Source organism: Poseidonocella sp. HB161398 (assembly GCF_005870025.1).
Lineage (GTDB): Bacteria > Pseudomonadota > Alphaproteobacteria > Rhodobacterales > Rhodobacteraceae > Mangrovicoccus.
The window spans coordinates 23,973-43,218 of record NZ_VATA01000053.1; the positions used below are offsets into that span (position 1 = coordinate 23,973).

The 19,246-nt window shown below is 66.5% G+C and carries 22 protein-coding genes; 16 read left to right on the forward strand and 6 right to left on the reverse strand.

Going from position 1 to position 19,246, the window contains the following annotated elements; translation table 11 throughout:
• Positions 1 to 25: 25 nt before the first annotated feature.
• The 11 genes from FGX59_RS27885 to recO all read left to right on the forward strand — a co-directional run bounded on the left by FGX59_RS27885 (position 26) and on the right by recO (position 8,828).
• Positions 26 to 2,155: a bifunctional (p)ppGpp synthetase/guanosine-3',5'-bis(diphosphate) 3'-pyrophosphohydrolase gene (locus tag FGX59_RS27885; RefSeq protein WP_138470523.1), complete on the forward strand. Its 2,130-nt coding sequence runs from the start codon at positions 26 to 28 to the stop codon at positions 2,153 to 2,155.
• A 112-nt stretch (positions 2,156 to 2,267) separates the two neighbouring features.
• Positions 2,268 to 2,903 carry a DUF2062 domain-containing protein gene (locus FGX59_RS27890; RefSeq protein ID WP_255471650.1) on the forward strand — a complete coding sequence of 212 codons (636 nt, stop codon included), beginning with the start codon at positions 2,268 to 2,270 and terminating at the stop codon, positions 2,901 to 2,903.
• Positions 2,904 to 2,997: 94 nt separating this feature from the next.
• Positions 2,998 to 3,744, forward strand: coding sequence for a pyridoxine 5'-phosphate synthase (locus FGX59_RS27895; RefSeq protein ID WP_138470525.1), 747 nt, complete (start codon positions 2,998 to 3,000; stop codon positions 3,742 to 3,744).
• Positions 3,745 to 3,753: 9 nt separating this feature from the next.
• A complete protein-coding gene (locus FGX59_RS27900; protein ID WP_138470527.1) occupies positions 3,754 to 4,185 on the forward strand; it encodes an ABZJ_00895 family protein in 432 nt (143 codons plus the stop codon).
• A complete protein-coding gene (gene acpS, locus FGX59_RS27905; protein WP_138470529.1) occupies positions 4,182 to 4,586 on the forward strand; it encodes a holo-ACP synthase in 405 nt (134 codons plus the stop codon). The genes FGX59_RS27900 and acpS overlap by 4 nt, the downstream gene beginning before the upstream one ends.
• Positions 4,587 to 4,706: 120 nt before the next feature.
• Positions 4,707 to 5,495 carry a signal peptidase I gene (lepB, locus tag FGX59_RS27910; RefSeq protein WP_138470531.1) on the forward strand — a complete coding sequence of 263 codons (789 nt, stop codon included), beginning with the start codon at positions 4,707 to 4,709 and terminating at the stop codon, positions 5,493 to 5,495.
• Positions 5,492 to 6,181, forward strand: a complete 690-nt coding sequence (gene rnc / locus FGX59_RS27915; protein WP_138470533.1) for a ribonuclease III — start codon at positions 5,492 to 5,494, stop codon at positions 6,179 to 6,181. The genes lepB and rnc overlap by 4 nt, the downstream gene beginning before the upstream one ends.
• Positions 6,178 to 7,089 carry a GTPase Era gene (era, locus tag FGX59_RS27920; protein ID WP_138470534.1) on the forward strand — a complete coding sequence of 304 codons (912 nt, stop codon included), beginning with the start codon at positions 6,178 to 6,180 and terminating at the stop codon, positions 7,087 to 7,089. The genes rnc and era overlap by 4 nt, the downstream gene beginning before the upstream one ends.
• Positions 7,086 to 7,415 (forward strand): DUF1491 family protein, encoded by a 330-nt coding sequence (locus tag FGX59_RS27925; protein ID WP_138470536.1) that lies wholly within the window; start codon positions 7,086 to 7,088, stop codon positions 7,413 to 7,415. Before era ends, FGX59_RS27925 begins: the two co-directional genes overlap by 4 nt.
• A gap of 8 nt (positions 7,416 to 7,423) precedes the next feature.
• Positions 7,424 to 8,041, forward strand: a complete 618-nt coding sequence (locus FGX59_RS27930) for an FMN-binding negative transcriptional regulator (RefSeq protein WP_138470538.1) — start codon at positions 7,424 to 7,426, stop codon at positions 8,039 to 8,041.
• Positions 8,042 to 8,081: 40 nt separating this feature from the next.
• On the forward strand, positions 8,082 to 8,828 hold the full coding sequence (gene recO, locus FGX59_RS27935; RefSeq protein WP_138470540.1) for a DNA repair protein RecO: 747 nt from the start codon (positions 8,082 to 8,084) through the stop codon (positions 8,826 to 8,828).
• On the opposite strand, the gene FGX59_RS27940 is transcribed toward recO, so the two are convergent.
• The 6 genes from FGX59_RS27940 to rfbC all read right to left on the reverse strand — a co-directional run bounded on the left by FGX59_RS27940 (position 8,801) and on the right by rfbC (position 13,473).
• A complete protein-coding gene (locus tag FGX59_RS27940; protein WP_171060865.1) occupies positions 8,801 to 9,190 on the reverse strand; it encodes an META domain-containing protein in 390 nt (129 codons plus the stop codon). The two genes, recO and FGX59_RS27940, sit on opposite strands and share 28 nt — an antisense overlap.
• Positions 9,191 to 9,268: 78 nt before the next feature.
• Positions 9,269 to 10,144 carry a glucose-1-phosphate thymidylyltransferase RfbA gene (gene rfbA / locus FGX59_RS27945; RefSeq protein WP_138470544.1) on the reverse strand — a complete coding sequence of 292 codons (876 nt, stop codon included), beginning with the start codon at positions 10,142 to 10,144 and terminating at the stop codon, positions 9,269 to 9,271.
• Between the two features lie 11 nt (positions 10,145 to 10,155).
• Positions 10,156 to 10,977, reverse strand: a complete 822-nt coding sequence (locus tag FGX59_RS27950) for a sulfotransferase family 2 domain-containing protein (RefSeq protein ID WP_138470546.1) — start codon at positions 10,975 to 10,977, stop codon at positions 10,156 to 10,158.
• A 4-nt stretch (positions 10,978 to 10,981) separates the two neighbouring features.
• Complete coding sequence (gene rfbD, locus FGX59_RS27955) at positions 10,982 to 11,845, reverse strand: dTDP-4-dehydrorhamnose reductase (protein WP_138470548.1); 864 nt, start codon at positions 11,843 to 11,845, stop codon at positions 10,982 to 10,984.
• A gap of 9 nt (positions 11,846 to 11,854) precedes the next feature.
• The gene (gene rfbB / locus FGX59_RS27960) at positions 11,855 to 12,904 is read right to left on the reverse strand and encodes a dTDP-glucose 4,6-dehydratase (RefSeq protein WP_138470550.1); all 1,050 of its coding nucleotides are present in this window, start codon (positions 12,902 to 12,904) and stop codon (positions 11,855 to 11,857) included.
• A gap of 5 nt (positions 12,905 to 12,909) precedes the next feature.
• Positions 12,910 to 13,473 carry a dTDP-4-dehydrorhamnose 3,5-epimerase gene (gene rfbC / locus FGX59_RS27965; RefSeq protein ID WP_138470552.1) on the reverse strand — a complete coding sequence of 188 codons (564 nt, stop codon included), beginning with the start codon at positions 13,471 to 13,473 and terminating at the stop codon, positions 12,910 to 12,912.
• A gap of 163 nt (positions 13,474 to 13,636) precedes the next feature.
• Here rfbC and FGX59_RS27970 point away from each other — a divergent pair, with 163 nt between their 5' ends.
• The 5 genes from FGX59_RS27970 (at position 13,637) to flgK (ending at position 18,920) form a co-directional block, all read left to right on the forward strand.
• Entirely contained in the window at positions 13,637 to 14,626 is a 990-nt protein-coding gene (locus tag FGX59_RS27970) for a hypothetical protein (RefSeq protein WP_138470554.1), read from the forward strand.
• Positions 14,627 to 14,753: 127 nt separating this feature from the next.
• Positions 14,754 to 15,008, forward strand: a complete 255-nt coding sequence (locus tag FGX59_RS27975) for a hypothetical protein (protein WP_138470556.1) — start codon at positions 14,754 to 14,756, stop codon at positions 15,006 to 15,008.
• A gap of 153 nt (positions 15,009 to 15,161) precedes the next feature.
• Complete coding sequence (locus tag FGX59_RS27980) at positions 15,162 to 16,019, forward strand: flagellar motor protein MotB (RefSeq protein ID WP_138470558.1); 858 nt, start codon at positions 15,162 to 15,164, stop codon at positions 16,017 to 16,019.
• 98 nt (positions 16,020 to 16,117) lie between these two features.
• Positions 16,118 to 17,437, forward strand: a complete 1,320-nt coding sequence (locus FGX59_RS27985) for a flagellar hook protein FlgE (protein WP_138470561.1) — start codon at positions 16,118 to 16,120, stop codon at positions 17,435 to 17,437.
• 28 nt (positions 17,438 to 17,465) lie between these two features.
• Positions 17,466 to 18,920, forward strand: a complete 1,455-nt coding sequence (flgK, locus tag FGX59_RS27990) for a flagellar hook-associated protein FlgK (RefSeq protein ID WP_138470563.1) — start codon at positions 17,466 to 17,468, stop codon at positions 18,918 to 18,920.
• The last annotated feature ends 326 nt before the right edge of the window (positions 18,921 to 19,246 follow it).

The following is a 19,246-nucleotide window of genomic DNA, read 5'->3' on the forward strand; positions in this document are numbered from 1 at the left end:
CACGCCGCCGGCACGGCACGAGCCGCTGATGCCGGTGGACGATCTGGTCGCGCGGGTCCGGTCCTACAACCCGCGCGCCGACGAGTCGCGCCTGCGCGCGGCCTATGCCTATGCTCTGGACGCCCATGAGGGGCAGTTCCGCCGCTCGGGCGAGCCCTATATCGTGCATCCCGTCGCGGTGGCGGGCCTCCTGGCGGAGCAGAGGCTCGACGACGCCACGCTGATCACCGCGCTGCTGCACGACACGGTCGAGGACACCACCGCCACCCGCGACGACATCGTCCGGCTCTTCGGGGCCGAGATCGCGGATCTGGTCGACGGCGTCACCAAGCTGACGAATTTCCAGCTCAACTCCACCGAGACCAAGCAGGCCGAGAACTTCCGCAAGCTCTTCGTCGCCATGTCGAAGGACATGCGCGTCATCCTGGTCAAGCTCTTCGACCGCCTCCACAACATGCGCACGATCAAGTCGCTGCCGCAGGAGAAGCAGGTCAAGAAGGCGCGCGAGACCATGGACATCTACGCGCCGCTGGCCGGCCGGATGGGCATGCAGTGGATGCGCGACGAGCTGGAGGACCTCTCCTTCCAGGTGCTCAACCCCGATGCCCGCCTGTCGGTGCTGCGCCGGATGGCGCGGCTGAAGGGCACCGCGGAGAACGAGGTCGAGAAGATCCGCTACGACATCTCGGGCGAGATGACCAAGGAAGGCATCATGGCGACGGTCTACGGCCGCGCCAAGCGTCCCTACTCGATCTGGCGCAAGATGGGCCAGCGCGACACGGAGGAGACCTTCAACCGGCTGTCCGACATCTTCGGCTTCCGCGTCATCACCGAGACCCGGATGGACTGCTACCACGCGCTCGGCGCGATCCACCGCCGCTGGCGCGCGGTGCCGGGGCGGTTCAAGGACTACATTTCCGAGCCCAAGGTGAACGGCTACCGCAGCCTGCACACCACCGTTCTGGGCCGTGACGGCAAGCGCGTCGAGGTGCAGATCCGCACCCGCGAGATGCACGAGGTCGCCGAGAAGGGCGTCGCCGCGCACTGGTCCTACAAGGACGGCGAGCCGATGGAGAACCCCTATTCGGTCGATCCGGCCGCCTGGGTCGGCGGGCTGGCCGAGTATTTCGAGGCCGGGACCGATGTCGCCGAGTTCTTCGAGACGGTGAAGCTGGAAATGTACGCCGACAAGGTGTTCTGCTTCACCCCGAAGGGCGAGGTCATCAAGCTTCCCAAGGGCGCCACGCCGCTGGATTTCGCCTTCGCCATCCATACCCGCATCGGCCTGGCCTGCGTCGGCGCCCGCGTCGACGGCGCGCGCGTGCCGCTGTGGACGCGGCTGAGGAACGGCCAGTCGGTGGAGATCATCACCGCCGAGGGACAGAGCCCGCAGGTGACCTGGATCGACATCGCGGTGACCGGCAAGGCGAAATCCGCCATCCGCCGTGCGCTGCGCGAGGCGCAGCGGGACCGCTTCATCAAGCTCGGCCGCGAACTGGTGCGCGGCGCCTTCGCCAATATCGACAAGAAGGCCACCGACAAGTCGCTGATGACCGCCGCGCGCAATCTCGGCCTGGGCAGCGACCACGAGGAGCTGCTGTCGCGGCTGGGCTCGGGCGAGATCACCGCGCGCAAGGTCGTCACCGCCGTCTATCCCGAACTGGCCGAGGCCGAGGGCGAGCTGGTCGAGATGCGCCGCGCGGTCCTGGGCCTCGACGAGGACCAGAGCTGGGCGCGGGGCAATTGCTGCCGTCCGGTCCCGGGCGAGCGGATCGTGGGCATCACCCAGCCGGGCACAGGCGTGGTCGTGCATGCGATCGACTGCCCCCGGCTGGCGGATTACGAGGACCAGATGGACCGCTGGGTCGACCTCCACTGGCAGCCCGGGCGCCATTCGGCCGCCTTCGGCGTCGAGCTGGAGATCACGATGTCCAACGATGCCGGGGTCCTGGGCCGGGTCTGCACCTTGATCGGCGAGCAGAAGGCCAACATATCCAATGTGGAATTCGTCGCGCGGAAACCGGATTTTTACAGGGCCATGCTTGAAGTCGAGGTCAGCAACGTGGAACATCTTCATCGCGTGATGACCGCTCTCGAGGCAGATACCAACGTGGCAGAGGTCCGTCGGCAACGGGAATCCGGGGAAATCTCCTGAGCCGCGCCTTCCGGTGCGGATGAGGGCTTCGCAGCGGCGGCGCGAAGCACAAGGAAATGAACGGCTTGGGGTGATCCGCCTTCCGGGCGGTCAAGGCGTAGGGTGAAGTTTGGTGTTCAAGCGCCGGGAAAAACGCGGAACGGGACGGATCATCCTCGAGGCGGTCTATCCGCCGGGCGGATGGGGCCGGGCGTTCAACTACATGTACCACAGGCTGAAGCGCCTGCCCGACCCGCCGCACCGGATCGCGCGCGGAATGGCGGCGGGCATCTTCATCAGCTTCACGCCGCTTTTCGGTCTGCATTTCTTCATGGCCGGTTTCATCGCCTGGCTTTTGCGCGGAAATGTGGTCGCTGCAATTTTTTCAACTTTCATCGGCAATCCAGTGACGTTTCCGTTGATTGCCGCCGGAAGCATGTTCACCGGCAATTTTCTCCTCGGGCGGGAGTCGCTTTTCCATTTCCACGTTCTGATGCTGGCCTTCAAGAAAGCCAGCGGCGAACTTTGGTGGAACATGATGTCGATCTTCAATGGCACCGAGGCGCATTGGGAAAACCTTGCCGAATTCAATCACGAGATCTTCGTGCCCTACATGCTGGGCGGGGCGATCAACGGGCTGATCGTGGCAAGCGCGGCCTATGCGCTGGCCCATCCGGTGATCGACGCCTACCAGCGGCGCCGGTCGCGGCTGCTCAAGCAGAAGCTGCAGGCCCGGCTGAAGATCCGCTCGGGCGCCATGGTGAAGTAGCCGGGGGGCAGGGGCCGCTGCGGCGGCCTTGGCGCTTGCCTCCGCCCTTGCTCCCGCGCTACCCGCAAGGCGGCACAAGCAAGGGGATTCCGTCATGGCCACAGAGCGTCTGCGCCTCGGGGTGAATATCGATCACGTGGCCACGGTGCGCAATGCCCGCGGCGGGGCGGTGCCCGATCCGCTGCGCGCGGCCAAGCTGGCCGAGGCGGCCGGGGCGGATGGCATCACCGCGCATCTGCGCGAGGATCGCCGCCATATCCGCGACGCCGATATCGAACGGCTGGCCGCGGGACTGTCGGTGCCCCTGAATTTCGAGATGGCCGCGACGGCCGAGATGCAGGCGATCGCGCTGCGCATCCACCCGCATGCCGTCTGCCTGGTGCCCGAGCGGCGCGAGGAGCGCACGACCGAGGGCGGGCTCGACGTGGCCGGCGACGAGGCACGGCTGGGGGACTACATCGCGCCGCTGCGCGAGGCCGGGTCGCGCGTGTCGATGTTCATCGCCGCCGATGCCGCCCAGATCGAGGCCTCCGCCCGGATCGGCGCGGCGGTGGTGGAGCTGCATACCGGCGGCTATTGCGACGCCCATGCCGAGGGCCGCTTCGCCGAGCGCGATGCCGAGCTGGAACGCCTGCGCGCGATGTCCGCCCATGCCCATGCGCTGGGGCTCGAGGTCCATGCCGGGCACGGGCTGACCTATGACACGGTCGCGCCGGTCGCGGCCTTCCCGGAGATGCGCGAGCTGAATATCGGCCATTTCCTGATCGGCGAGGCGATCTTCGCCGGGCTCGAGGGCGCCATCCGCGAGATGCGCCGCCTGATGGACGCCGCGCGCGCCTGAGGCCCGGAGATGAGCTATTCCTTCCAGCCGCTGCGCTTCGCCCTTTCGCTGATCGGCCTGTCGATCGTCATCGCCATCCTCAACGGCACGCTGCGCCATCTGGCGGGCTTCGGCCTGCCGCAGGCCGCCATCGGCGTGCTGACAATCGCCGCCGCGGTCGGGATCGAGGGCAATCTCTGCGGCCGCCGCTCGGGCGGGGTGCCGCCGGGCGATGCGCTGTGCCGCCGCAGCGCCGTGTCGATGGCGATCTGGGGCACGCTGACTTTCCTCGGGCTCGGGGTGATCGGGCTCTTGCTGGCCGGGGCGACCCCGGGCTCGCTGCCGCCGGGGCTGCTGCTGAAATTCCTCGGGACCATCGCGATCTATTCCGCGACGCTTCTGATCGTCGGCTACCTGCTCTTCCGCGCGGTGGCGCGCCGCGTCGCGGCCGAACGGGCATGATCCTGGGCATCGGCACGGATCTGGCGAATATCGAGCGGATCGCCGGGGTGCTGGAGCGCCATGGCGACCGGTTCAAGACCCGCGTCTTCACCGAGACCGAGCGTGCCAAGTCCGAGCGGCGCCGCGATGTCGTCGGCACCTATGCCAAGCGATGGGCGGCGAAAGAGGCCTGCTCCAAGGCGCTCGGCACCGGGCTCGCCATGGGCATCTCCTGGAAGGACATGGCGGTGCGCAACCTCTCCACCGGGCAGCCGGTGATGGAGCTGACCGGCTGGGCGGCGGAGCGGCTGGCCGCGATGACCCCGCCGGGCCACGAGGCGGTGGTGCATGTCACCCTGACCGACGACCATCCCTGGGCGCAGGCCTTCGTCGTGATCGAGGCGCGTCCCCTGGAAAGCTGACGCCGGGCCAAGCGGTTGTCCTGGGGGTCACGCCCGCTTGACCTGCCGGGCGCGGCAACTTGACAGTGCACTGCCCGGTGCGCAAGAAGCGCCGGGATAATGCGGAGAGGACAGACCGCCATGGCAGCTAAATCGAAGGACGGCGGGATTGTCGAAACCGTCAAGACAATCGTCTACGCCCTCCTGATCGCAGGCGTGTTCCGCACCCTGTTCTTCCAGCCCTTCTGGATTCCCTCGGGCTCGATGAAGGACACGCTGCTGATCGGCGATTTCCTCTTCGTCAACAAGATGGCCTATGGCTATTCGCAGTATTCCTGCCCCTTCGCCTCGATGTGCTCCTTCATCGACGGCCGCATCATGGCCAAAGAGCCCGAGCGCGGCGACATCGTCGTCTTCCGCCATCCGGTGACCGGCCAGGACTTCATCAAGCGGCTGATCGGCCTGCCGGGCGACCAGATCCAGATGAAGAACGGCCGCCTCTGGATCAATGGCGAGGAAGTGAAGACCGAGGATGCGGGCACTTTCGTCGAGACCTTCGAGCCGCAGGGCCCGATGGGCGGCGTGCCGATCTGCTCGAACGGCATGGTCGGGATGGGCGCGGATTGCGTCAAGACCCGCCTGCGCGAGACCCTGCCGGGCGGCCGCAGCCACTATATCCTCGACACGCGCACCACGTCGCTGGACAATACCGGCGTCTATACCGTGCCGGACGGCTATTTCTTCTTCATGGGCGACAACCGCGACAACTCCAATGACAGCCGCGTGCCGCAGACCGCGCATGGCGTCGGCTTCGTCCCCTTCGAGAACCTGGTCGGCCGTGCCGACCGGGTGATGTTCTCCTCCGCGGGCCGGTCCATCTTCTACTTCTGGACCTGGCGCAAGGACCGTTTCTTCAAGGCGCTCGAGTGAGCCAGTCCCAGGATACCAAAGCCTTCTCCGCCCGCATCGGGCACCAGTTCTCCCAGCCCGCCCTTCTGAAGGAAGCGCTGACCCATGCCTCGGTCTCGTCCCAGACCCAGCCGAATAACGAGCGGCTGGAGTTCCTGGGCGACCGGGTGCTGGGGCTCGTGATGGCCGAGGCGCTGCTCGGCGCCGATGCCAAGGCGGCCGAGGGCGTGCTGGCGCCGCGCTTCAACGCGCTGGTGCGCAAGGAGACCTGCGCCGATGTCGCCCGCGAGATCGAGCTGGGCAAGGTGCTGCGGCTGGGCCGGTCCGAGATGCTCTCGGGCGGGCGGCGCAAGGACGCGCTGCTGGCCGATGCGCTGGAAGCGGTGATCGCCGCGGTCTATCTCGACGCCGGCTTCCGCGCCGCGCACGAGCTGGTGCTGCGGCTCTGGGGCGGGCGGATCACTTCGGTCAAGGCCGATGCCCGCGATCCCAAGACGGCGCTGCAGGAATGGGCCCAGGCCCGCGGCCAGACCCCGCCGCATTACGAGATTACCGGCCGCGAAGGACCGGACCACGCGCCCCAGTTCAGGATTGCCGTAAGGCTCGACTCGGGCGAGACTGCGACGGCCAGTGCCGGATCGAAGCGCCAGGCCGAACAGGCCGCCGCGCGCGATCTGCTGGCGCGGCTGAAAGGATCGAAGTCATGACCAGCCAGAGGGCCGGTTTCGTCGCCCTGATCGGCGAGCCCAATGCCGGCAAGTCCACGCTGCTCAACCGCATGGTCGGGGCCAAGGTCTCGATCGTCACCCACAAGGTGCAGACCACCCGCGCGCGGATCCGCGGCGTCGCGATGGAAGGCGACAGCCAGATCGTCTTCGTCGACACGCCGGGCCTGTTCCGCCCGCGCCGCCGGCTTGACCGCGCGATGGTCGCCGCGGCCTGGGGCGGGGCGGCGGATGCCGACCTGATCGTCCTTCTGGTCGAGGCGCATCGCGGCGTCACCGAGGGGGTGGAGCGCATCCTCGAGTCGCTGGCGGAGCGCGGCACCGCGCAGCCGGTCGCGCTGGCCATCAACAAGATCGACCGGGTCGAGGCGCCGGTGCTGCTGTCGCTGACCCAGAAGCTGAACGAGCGCTTCGCCTTCGCCAAGACCTTCATGATCTCGGCCGAGAAGGGCTATGGCGTCGACGACCTGCGCCACTGGCTGGCCGCCGAGCTGCCGAAGGGCCCCTGGCTCTATCCCGAGGACCAGATCGCCGATCTGCCGATGCGCATGATCGCCGCCGAGGTCACGCGCGAGAAGCTGACGCTGCGGCTCCACCAGGAGCTGCCCTACCAGCTGACCGTCGAGACCGAGTCCTGGGAGGACCGCAAGGACGGCTCCACCCGGATCGACCAGGTGATCTATGTCGCCCGCGACGGCCACAAGGGAATCCTGCTCGGCAAGGGCGGCGAGACGATCAAGGCGATCTCCCAGGCGGCGCGGGTCGACCTGGAGGAATTCCTGGAGCGCCGGGTGCATCTCTTCCTGCAGGTGAAGGTGCGGCCGAACTGGCTGGACGAGGCCGAGCGCTATGGCGAGATGGGGCTCGACTTCCGCGACGGCGACCTGTGAGCCGTCTGGCCACCGGGGTCTGGGTCGGCGCCTACATGACCCGCCTGGGGCTGGAGAACATCCCGGCCTATGTCGTCCAGAAGGGCGATGCCACGGCCGGGGCGGTCTGGGTCAAGGTCGCCCGGCTCGACGGCACGGCGGAGCTCTGGGAACGGCAGTACGACCTGATGGCGGACCGGCGCGACTGGGTCCGCACCATGCAGGAGCCGGAATTCGAGATCGACGCGCGGATCGCCCGCGAGACCGGGCGCGACCGCGATCTGTGGGTGATCGAGCTGGAGAGCCGCGACGGCCGCTGCTTGCTCGACGACCCCTCGCTGGCCTGAGGGGCGCCATGTACATCCCGCCGCATTTCGAGGAACGCGACCCTGCCGCCATTGCCGAGGTGCTGGCGGGCGCGCCGCTGGCCGCGGTGGTGGCGATGACGGCGGAGGGGCTGGCGGCGAACCACCTGCCGCTCCTGGCCGCGCCGGACGGGACGCTGATCGGCCATGCGGCGCTGGCCAATGACATGCACCGGCTGATCGCCGAGGGGCAGGAGGTGCTGGCCATCTTCCGCGGCGCCGACGGCTATGTCTCGGCCAATGACTATCCCGGCAAGGCAGAGCACCACCAAGTGGTGCCGACCTGGAACTACCAGGCCGTGCATGTCCATGGCCGGATCTCCTTCTCGCATGAGCCGCAGGCCAAGCGGCAGGCGGTGGCGCTCTTGACCCGGACGCACGAGCGGCAGGCCAATGGCGATGCCGCCTGGAAGATGGCCGATGCGCCCGCCGGCTATATCGAAGGGATGCTCGGCAACATCGTCGCCCTGCGGATCGCGCCGGAGCGGGTGCTGGCGAAGTCGAAGCTCAGCCAGAACCGCGATGCCGCCGACCGCCAGGGGGTGATCGACGGGCTCGGCGCGCGCGGCGCGGCCGATCTGGCGCGGATCATGGCCGGGCGGGGCTGAGCCGCTTCCATCCCCGCAGCCGCGCGCCTATCTTGTCGCCATGGAATGGCAGGGACCGGGCATCCTCATCGCAAGCCGTCCGCATGGCGAGCATGCGGCGATCCTCGAGGTGCTGACCCCCGGGCACGGCCGCCATGCAGGCATCCTGCGCGGCGGGCAGAGCCGCCGCATGTCGCCGGTGCTGCAGCCTGGCAACCTGCTGGCGCTGCACTGGCGGGCGCGGCTCGAGGGCCATATGGGCAGCTTCACCGCCGAGCTGGAGCGGGACCGCGCCGCGCTCCTGATGAACGACCGGATGACGCTGGCGGGGCTTTCGGCCGTGACCGGGCTCCTGGCCTATGCGCTGCCCGAGCGGCTGAACCTGCCGGGCTTCTACGAGCGCACGACGGCGCTTCTCGACGTGATGCCGCTGACCCCGGCCTGGACGCTGGCCTATCTGCAATGGGAGCTCGCGCTGCTCGAGGCGCTCGGCTACGGGCTGGAGCTCGACCGCTGCGCGGTGCGCGGCACCAACGAGGAGCTCTGCTTCGTCTCGCCGCGCACCGGCCGCGCGGTCAGCCGCCAGGCGGCGGGCGACTGGGCGGACCGGCTGCTGCCGCTGCCGGACTGCCTGAAGGGGCAGGGGCCCGCCCCGGATGGCGAGATCGCGCAGGCGCTCTCGACCACGGGGCATTTCCTGAAGAAGCACGTGACGCCGCAATGGAGCGGCCGGCCCTTCCCCGCCTCGCGGGAGCGGCTGGTCGCGCTGCTCGGCCGGGATCACTCGGGCGCGGCGTCCGCGCGGTAGAGCAGCGTGCCGCCCTCGGAAGTGGTCAGCAGGAGCTCGTCGCCGGTCAGCACGCCGGTCTCGACCGCTTCGAGCGCCTTCAGCAGGGTCTTCTCGGCATCGAGATTGGGGCACGCCATCATCGTCGCGACGAGCGGACCGATGGACATGGACTCGCCGTCCCAGACCACGCGGCCCATGAAGCGGTTGCAGGGGCCCTGTCCGGCGATCCGTTCCTCCTCGGGGAAGACCAGGGTCACGTCGCCCTCGTAGGGGGCGCCGTCCATCTCCTCGAGACGGAACTCCGTCTCGGGATCGGGTTGGGTCTGGGCCATCGCCATGGGGGCAGCGGCCAGCGCCGCAGAGAGGACCAGGTATCGCATGTCAATCACCTCCAAAGCGCATTTGGCGCGCCCGTCCGAAGACATGGGGCGCGCCGTCGCTCGAGGCAACCGTGTGGCTCACTCCTTGGCGAGGGTGAGCAGGTACTTGCCGTAATCGTTCTTCTTGTAGACGTTTCCGGCCTCGGTGAGCTGCTCGCGGTCGATCCAGCCCTGCTCGTAGGCGATTTCCTCGAGGCAGCCGACCTGCTGGCCCTGGCGCACGGTCAGGGTCCGCACGAAGTTGCCCGCATCAAGCAGCGAGCCATGGGTGCCGGTGTCGAGCCAGGCATAGCCGCGGCCCATGGTCTCCACGCTCAGCGTGCCGTCATGCAGGTACATTTCCAGCAGCGTGGTGATCTCCAGCTCGCCGCGCGGCGAGGGCTTCACCTGCTTGGCGCGCTCGGGCGCGGTGCCGTCGAGGAAGTAGAGGCCGGTGACCGCGTAGTTGGAGGGCGGCACTTCGGGCTTCTCGATGATCTGCTCGGCCTTGCCGTCGCCGTCGAACTTGACCACGCCATAGCGCTCCGGATCGGCGACGCGGTAGCCGAAGACGGTGCCCCCGACATCCTTGCTGTCGGCCGAGGCCAAGAGCTTCGGCAGGCCGTGGCCGAAGAAGATGTTGTCGCCCAGGCACATCGCGGAGGGAGCGCCGTCAAGGAAGTCCTCGGCCAGGATATAGGCCTGCGCGAGGCCGTCGGGGCTGGCCTGGACGATGTATTCCAGCTTGATGCCCCACTGGCTGCCATCGCCCAGCGTGCGCTTGAACTGCTCCTGGTCCTGCGGCGTGGTGATCATCGCGATCTCGCGGATGCCGGCCAGCATCAGCACGGAAATCGGGAAGTAGATCATCGGCTTGTCGTAGATCGGCAAGAGCTGCTTCGACACCCCGCGGGTGATCGGGTAGAGCCGGGTGCCGGAACCGCCTGCGAGGATGATGCCTTTGCGCTGGGTCACTGAATTTACTCCTACTGGTCGATTGCTCCCCCGGCAAAGCGGGGGAAGAGAACGCTCTCGGTGCCGAATTTCTCGACATAGAGGGAAAGGTCGGCGTGATAGAGATGGGCGACGAGTCCGGCGAGGGTCTCGTCGTAGAGCTGGCGGCCCCGGGGCGCGATGCCCCTGGCCTGCATCGCCTCGATCTCGCGGATCGGGGTGTCTGCATAGCGGCCGTCCGGGGCGGGCTCGAAGCGGCTGGTGTCGTGGCGCAGAAGCGCGCGGGTGTCGAGGATCTCCTGGCCGAGGCGCTGCGACAGGGCGGGCAGGTGCGAGGAGAAGCCCTCCAGCGGAATCCAGCGGTCGTATTCCTCGTAGACGAGGAAATCGACCTGGGGACGCCAGTGGATGTCGGCGCTCAGCTTGGAGCGGGCGAGCCGGTCGACGAACATCCGGAAGGTGACGTCGCCGGGGATGATCGGCCCGTCTTCCTGCGGGAAGGCGAACCAGAAATTGTGGTAGCGGTTGACGATCTTGTCGAGGAAGACCGAGACCAGCCGCCGGAACGGGCAGCGCAGCACGGTGAAGGTGAAGTCCGCCTGCTGCAGCGAGCGCTGGTCCGCCTGGAACGTGTAGTTGTTGTGGTGGATCCAGTCGATCTGCACCGGCGAGCTGACCGCGCCGTTGGCGCGCGCCAGCGCGAAGCGCAGCGTCGAGCAGGCATTCTTCGGGATGAAGGTGTAGACCGCCTTCGCCCGGTAGAATTCCAGCGCGTGCTGCGCCGCGAACCCGTGGGTCAGGTTCTCCGCGATGGGGCGGAAGGTCCCGGCAGCATATCTCAGACTCCGGGACATCCGATCACGCGTCTTGCTCGGCCAGATCCGCCAGGATGTCGGCAAGCCCGGCTTTCCAGTCCGGCCGTTTCAGGCCGAAGGCGGCTTCGGTCGCGCTGTTGTCCATGCGCGAATTCAGCGGCCGCTTTGCCGGCGTGGGGAAGTCCGAGGAGGGGATGTCCGCCACCTCGCAGGTGATCCCCGCCTGCGAGAAGATCTCGCGGGCGAAATCGGCCCAGCTGACATCGGGACCGCCGGAGACATGGTAGGTGCCGGTCTTCGAGGGATCCGCGGCCAGCTGCTCGGCGGCGGCCAGGCAGGCATCGGCCAGTGCGGCAGCCGGGGTCGGCCCGCCGACCTGGTCGGCGACGATGGTCAGCCGGTCCCGCTCGCGGCCGAGCCGCAGCATGGTCTTGACGAAGTTGTTGCCATGCGAGGAGACCACCCAGGAAGTGCGCAGGATCGCATGCGTCCCGCCAGCGGCGCGGATCGCCTCTTCGCCGGCCAGCTTGGTGCGCCCGTAGGCGCCGAGCGGCGCCGTCGGGTGGCCGGTCGCGAAGGGCGTCTCGCCCGTGCCGTCGAAGACGTAGTCGGTCGAGACATGGACGAAGGGAATGCCCTTGGCCGCCGCCGCGGCAGCGAGCCGCGCCGGGGTCTCGGCATTCACCAGCCGCGCGGTGTCCTCGTCGCTCTCGGCCTTGTCGACTGCCGTGTAGGCCGAGGTGTTGATCACCGCATCGGCATCGCTGGCCTCGACGATCGCGGCGCAGGCGGCCGGATCGGTGAAGTCCGCGCTGTCGCTGCCCTGCACGTCAAGGACATGTCCGCCTGCGCGGCGCTGGACTTCCGTCGCGAGCTGGCCGTTGCGGCCGAAGACAAGGAGTTTCATGGGTGTTCCTCAGCCGGCCTTGCCGAGGCGCTCGCCGACGCCCTGGCGGTCCTGCAGGGCACGCCACCAGGTCTCGTTGTCGAGATACCACTGCACGGTCTTTTCCAGGCCTTCCTCGACGGTGACCGACGGGCTCCAGCCCAGCTCCTCGCGGATGCGGCTCGGGTCGATCGCGTAGCGCGCGTCATGGCCCGGGCGGTCGGTGACGAAGGTGATCTGGTCGGAATAGGAGCCCGAGGCCTTCGGCTGCTTCTGGTCGAGGATCGCGCAGAGCGTCTTGACCAGGTCGAGGTTCGATTTCTCGTTCTCGCCGCCGATATTGTAGGAGCGGCCCAGCTCGCCCTTCTCGACGACGAGGAGCAGCGCGTCGGCATGGTCCTCGACGAACAGCCAGTCGCGGACATTCGAGCCGTCGCCATAGATCGGCAGCGGCTTTCCGGCCAGCGCGTTGAGGATGATGACCGGCACCAGCTTCTCGGGGAAGTGGAAGGGGCCGTAGTTGTTCGAGCAGTTGGTCAGCACGACCGGCAGCCCGTAGGTCTCGTGCCAGGCGCGGACCAGGTGGTCCGAGGAGGCTTTCGAGGACGAATAGGGCGAGCGCGGGTCGTAGGGCGTGTCCTCGGTGAATTTCACCTCGGGATCATGCGGCAGCGAGCCGAAGACTTCGTCGGTCGAGATGTGGTGGAAGCGGAAGCTCTCGGGCTTGCCGGCTTCGGTCCAGTAGGCGCGGGCCGCCTGCAGCATCTCGTAGGTGCCCATGATGTTGGTCTCGATGAAGGCGCGCGGGCCGTCGATCGAGCGGTCGACATGGGATTCCGCCGCCAGGTGCATGACCGCGTCGGGCTTATGGGTGTCGAAGATGCGCTTGAGCGCCGCGCCGTCGCAGATGTCAGCCTGCTCGAAGGCATAGAGCGGGCTGTCGGCCACCGAAGCGACGTTGTCGAGGCAGGCGGCATAGGTGAGGGCGTCGACATTCACAACGGAATGGCCGCGGGCGACGGCCAGGCGGACAACTGCAGAACCGATGAACCCGGCACCGCCGGTTACCAGAATTTTCATTACCTTCAACCTTCGTAGACAAACGGACTGTCAAAGTCCTTGAGATACGGCGCCTTGGCATCCTTGTCGGACAGGATGGCCGCGGAGATGTCCATTCCCCAGTCGATGCCGATATCGGGATCGTCGAAGCGAACCGCGCCGTCGCAGTCGGGCGCGTAGACGTCGGAGCACTTGTAGAGCAGCTCGGAATCCGGCTCGAGCGTGGCAAAGCCGTGCAGGAAGCCGGCCGGGATAAACAGCTGGTTTCCGCGCTCGGCGGAGAGTTCCACGCCGACCCATTTGCCGTAGGTCGGGCTGCCCTTGCGGATGTCCACGGCGACGTCGAGCACCCGGCCCGCGCCGACGCGGACGAGCTTGTCCTGGGCGTGGGGGGGCGCTTGGAAATGCAGGCCGCGCACGACACCGACCTCGCGCGAGAGCGAGTGGTTATCCTGCACGAATTCCATGGGAATTCCGATCTCCACGGCCGTCTTCTTGTTATAGACCTCGGAAAAGAATCCACGGCTGTCGCCGAACCGTTTCGGCACCAGGTGCAACACCCCTGGGAGATCGGTCTTCTCTACATGCACAGCGGCACTCCATCTTATTCTCGGCCTAGCGGTAGCAAATAAACCTGCGCTCGGCCCACGGCTAAAAGGACGCACGCGCAGAGAGAGCGCGCCGCTTTGCGCGGCTGGACCAGGTGCTCGCCTTATGTTAACAAAAGGTTAAGTTATTCATGAGGATTGTACGGTGCGTCTCTGGCTCATGCGGCTGCTCCTGCTGCCTGCCTTCGTGCTGCGTGACCTGCTGCGCCGCCTGCGGGGAACCGGGCAGGCGGCCGTGCCGCTCTGGCAGGAGCCCTATCGCGGCGGTCCCGTGGCGCTCGTCGCGCTCTACCAGGACGGCCGCCCGCGAGCCGACACGCTGGGCCTGATCCTCGCACTGCGCCGCCAGGGCGCCTATGTCATCTCCGTCAATGCCGGGTCCCTCGCCTCGGGCGGCGTCCGCCTGCCGGTCGACTGCTATGTCGAGCGGCGCAATTTCGGCCGGGATTTCGGAAGCTACCGCTGCGGCATCCACCTCGTCCGGCGCATCGCCCCCGATCTGGAACGGCTCGTCCTCATCAATGACAGCGTGTTCTGCGTCTCGTCCGGGCTCGACGGCTTCGTCCGCAGGCTGCTCGAGAGTCCCAGCGACATCTGCAGCGCGACCGAGAGCACCGAGCTGCGCCCGCACCAGACCTCCTTCTGCCTGTCCTTCTCCGGCCGCTGCGTCCGCGATCCGCGCTTCCGCCGCTTCTGGGAACGCTACCGCCCGACGGAGCTGCGCCCGGCCACGGTGATCCTGGGCGAGATCGCCCTCTCGCGGCAGCTGGAACGGGCCGGCTTCACGCGCGAGACCATCGCCAGCTGCGACGTGATCCGCCAGAGAGTGGCGGAACGCCCCGAACTTGCTGCCGCGCCGGATCCGGCGCAGGGCCCGGAAATGGCCGCGGAATGGTGCGTCGCGGGCAATGTCACCCACCGCGCCCCCGCCGCCCTGCTGGAGCTCGGCGTGCCGCTCCTGAAACTCGACCTCGCCGAGCGTGCGGAGCTGAGCGAATCATATCTTGCCGGGCTCGGCGCCAGCCTGCCGGAGGAAGACCGGCATGCTTTCGCTGAAATCATGGCAAAAAGGACCCAAAACTTGAGCAGTCCGAACAGGCTCGACCGGCTCGGCGCGCAGGTCGGGCTGTCATGAGCGTCCCTGCGGCAACAAGTTCGCCCAAAACGCCGCGATGAGCCGAAACCTCCGGCAAGCAATCGTTTACTCGAATTACTTTTGTGTTAGTTTATCCTCAAACAGGTCCTATTGATTGGAGTACGTCATGTCGAAGCTTTCAGCACTTGCCCTTCTCGCAGCGATGGCTGCGCCCTGCCTTGCCCAAGCCCAGTCCGCCAACGGCGCAGCGGCGAGCATCGCCGTGACCCAGGCGGGTGCCGGTGACGAGCTCAGCGGCGAAGCCAAGGTCGGCATCAGCACCGCAGCCGCAGCTGTTGCTGCAGCCCTGATCGGCCTGGGCGGCAGCGGTTCCTCGTCGAGCACCACCACCTCGACCACCTCTTCGACCTCCGGCAGCTGATAGCCGCCAGGGCGAACATCCAGGGCCGGGTCCGGAAACGGGCCTGGCCTTCGCATGTCCGGGGCCTGCTGCCGGACCTGACGCCGCGTGTTGGTTAAGCCTGCATTTATTGCTCGCTGATAGTCAGTCGGGCGACAGCGTCAGGTTCTAAACATGTCGACCGAAAATCTCGCACCGATCATCATCAAGAAAAAGAAGGTCGTCGGCGGGCATGGCCATCACGGCGGTGCCTGGAAGGTCGCCTATGCGGATTTCGTCACCGCGATGATGGCGTTCTTCCTGCTGATGTGGCTGCTCAACGCCACAACGGAGAAGCAGCGCAAGGGCCTGGCGGACTATTTCTCGCCGACGATACCCATCAACAAGGTCTCGGGCGGCGGTGACGGCCAGTTCTGGGGCGACAGCGTGTTCTCCGAGGACGTGATGCCCCAGACCGGCTCCGGCGCCTCGCTGGAACGGCCGACCACGGAGAATCAGTCGCGCGGCGCGCTCGGCGTCGATACCAGCGCGAAACCGGTGCAGGAGGGCTCGCGCGAGGCGCGGCTCCAGGATGCCAAGGACCTGCTGGAGCAGCTCCAGGCCCGCGGCGGCGAGAGCATGGCGCAGCTGCAGAAGATGCGCCATGTCATCAGCCGGCTGACCGAGGAGGGCCTCGTCTTCGAGATCTTCGAGACGCCGGAGGTGCAGCTCTTCTGGCCGGGCAGCAACGATCCCACCAACGAGCTGCGCGTCGCGGTCCGCCATATCCTCGAGGCGTCGCGGATCGCGAGCAACGACATTTCGGTATCCGCGCATCTGGCATCCCGGCCCCTGGTCGTGGCCGACAACCCGGTCTGGGAGATCTCCATGGCCCGCGCGCAGGTCGCGCGCGAGATGATCGAGCGCTACGGCTTTCCGGCGAAGCGGATACAGAAAGTGACCGGCTTCGCCGATCGCAAGCACGCCGTCCCGAACCCGATGGCACTGCGCAACAACCGCATCGTGATCACCCTCCTGCGGAATGATATCTGACCGGATTATCGGTCCAATTGTATCCGTTAGCGCGGCATTAAGCTCAAGATTGATAGGTTCAGGGGGACAGTTCCAGCTGAAGCAGAAAGGCGCAGCCGATGACGATTTCCTCCTCCCTGAATGCGGGAGTCATGGGGCTAAACGCGAACGCGACAAAGCTCGCGACGATCTCCGACAATATCGCCAATTCCAGCACCTATGGCTACAAGCGCGCCGATGCGGACTTCCATTCGATGGTCATTTCGGGCACCGGGGGCAGCTATTCGGCAGGCGGGGTGCGGGTCACGACGCGGCGGCTGATCGACGAGGCGGGCCCGCTGATCACCACCAGCAATTCGACCGACCTGGCCGTGCGCGGCCGCGGCATGCTGCCGGTCACGACCGAAACCGCGGTGAAGGTCGACAATGGCGAGTTCCCGATGATGCTCTCGACCACCGGCTCCTACCGGACGGACGAGGAGGGCTATCTCAAAAGCGAGACGGGGCTGGTTCTTCTGGGCTGGCCCGCCGATCCCGACGGCACGATCCCGACCTATCCGCGCGACACGCATGACGGGCTCGAGCCGATCAAGATCAACGTCAACCAGTTTGGCGGCGAGCCGACCACGGAGATGTCCCTGGGCCTCAACCTGCCGGCCACCTCGACGGAGCTCGCGAGCATCGATCCGACCGAGGATTACGAGGTCCTCAATATCGAGTATTTCGATAACCTCGGCACGTCTGAATCGCTGAATTTCGAGTTCCGTCCCACCGCGGCCTCAGGCGGGCTGGCCTCGAATGAATGGTCGATGGTCATCACCGATTCCGCGACGATCCCGTCTTCGACGGTCATCGGCGAATACGTGATGACCTTCAACGACACGCGCACGGCCGGCGGCACGCTTGCCTCTGTGACCACGGTGACCGGCGGGACCTATGACGCCACGAATGGCACGATCGAGATCCCCGTCGCGGGCGGGCCGATCGAAGTGACGATCGGGCAGCTGAACGATGCAGACGGGATCACCCAGCTCGCGGACAATTTCGCCCCGGTCAACATCTCCAAGGACGGCTCCGCGGTCGGCAACATGATCCAGGTCGAGGTCGATGCGAACGGGTATGTCCACGCGCTCTACGACATCGGCATCACCCGCCAGATCTACCAGATCCCGCTGGTCGACATGCCGAACCCGAACGGCCTGGTCTCGCTCGACAACCAGACCTACCAGATCTCGAACGAAAGCGGGTCCTACTTCCTCTGGGATGCCGGCGACGGCCCGACCGGCGACATCGTCAGCTACGCCCGCGAGGAATCCGCGACTGACGTCGCCAACGAGCTGACCGACCTGATCCAGACGCAGCGGGCCTATACCTCCAACGCCAAGGTCATCCAGACCGTGGACGAGATGCTGCAGGAAACCACCAATATCAAGCGCTGAACAGGCCAGCCGGAAGGGCCCTTAGATCATGAGTTTATCAGGTGCGTTATCGAATGCCCTCTCGGGGTTGACCTCGAGCTCCCGCCTGGCCGATGTGGCCGCCTCGAACATCTCGAACGCCATGACCGAGGGCTACGGCGTCCGCCAGGCCGTCCTCGCCCCGCGGTCGGCCGGGGACGAGGGCGGCGTCCAGGTCCTGGGCATCACCCGCATGGTCGACAAGATCCTCATCTCGGACCGGCGCAAGCTCGAGGCGGAACTGGCCTATGCCTCGACCGGCGAGACCTTCTTCACCCGCATGCAGCGCGCCGTGGGCCTTCCGGACGAAGCCGGGTCGCTATCGGACCGGATCGCCCAGCTCGAAGCTTCGCTGGCCGAGGCGACCCGTGCCCCGGAGAGCGCGCCTCAGCTTCTGGCAGTCACGAGCAACCTTGCCTCGGTGGCGGAGCATCTGAACACGCTGGGAAGAGCGGTCCAGACCGAACGCATGCGTGCCGACTCAGATATCGGCACCCAGGTCGAGTCTCTAAATTCCGCGCTGCAGCAGATCGAGAAGCTCAACAAGTCGATCCAGCGCCATGTCGTTCTGGATCATGACGTGTCTGCCATGCTGGATCAGCGGCAGGCTCTGGTTGACCAGGTTGGCAAGATCGTGCCGGTGACGGAGATCGACCGTCCGAACGGCGCGATTGCCCTGATGACGCGCGGCGGACAGTTTCTTCTCGACGGCAAGGCAGTTGCCGTCAGCTTTTCCGAAACCGCGACGATAACGGCCCATATGACGCTTTCCGGCGGAACGCTTTCCGGGCTCGAAATCGACGGCAGGGCAGTCGATACCGGCAGTTCGTCGAGCGCCATCGCCGGAGGAACGCTTCAGGGGCTGTTCGACGTCAGGGATGACTCCTCCGTGGAGCTCCAGGCCAAGCTGGATGGGTTCGCACGCGACCTGATCGAGCGGTTCGAGGACCCGTCGGTCGATGTCACGCTTGCGGCTACGGCGCCGGGCTTGCTGACTGATGGCGGGGCGAAGTTCAATTCCGCGGACGAAACCGGGCTGGCGCAGCGGATCGAGATGAATGCGCTTGTGGACCCGGCTCAGGGGGGACAGGTCTGGCGACTCCGTGACGGGTTGGGGGCAGCGAGCCAAGGTCCCGAGGGGCGATCGGCCCTTTTGATCCGGCTTTCAGGCGCGCTGACCGACCAGGCGATCCCGAGTTCCGGCGCATTCAGCGGCACCGCCCGCACGGCCGCGACCCTTGCCGCTGACCTGAACTCCCATATCGGCAGTTCACTGGAACTTGCCGAGCAAGTTCTGGTGTTTTCGCAGGTGCAGTATGACAGCCTCAAGCAGCTGGAACTGGCCGGCGGGGTGGACACAGACGCGGAAATGCAACGCCTGCTTATTATCGAACAGGCCTATGCCGCAAATGCTCGGGTCGTGGAGACCATTGACGAGATGCTTGACTGGCTGATGAGGATTTAAGATGGGATCGGTCACACTGGGCGATATGGCTCAATTCTTCCTCCTGCGGACGAATATGAACTCCATTCAAAAGTCTCTAAATGACAGGGTGGAAGAGCTAAGCACAAGCGAAGTTGCCGACAAGACCAGTACACTCGGCGGAAACTTCACGGAATTCTCTGCAATCGAACATTCGCTTTCAGTAGGTGAAAGCTTCTTGTCCGTGATAAACTCTGCCGAAACGTTCCTGAGTGGGCCTTGTTGCACAAATCGGGGGCTGAGCGCGGTTCCCCTTTCCCCGGACGGACTTATCCTACGGCCACAGTGACGGGTATGCCGAGCGCGGT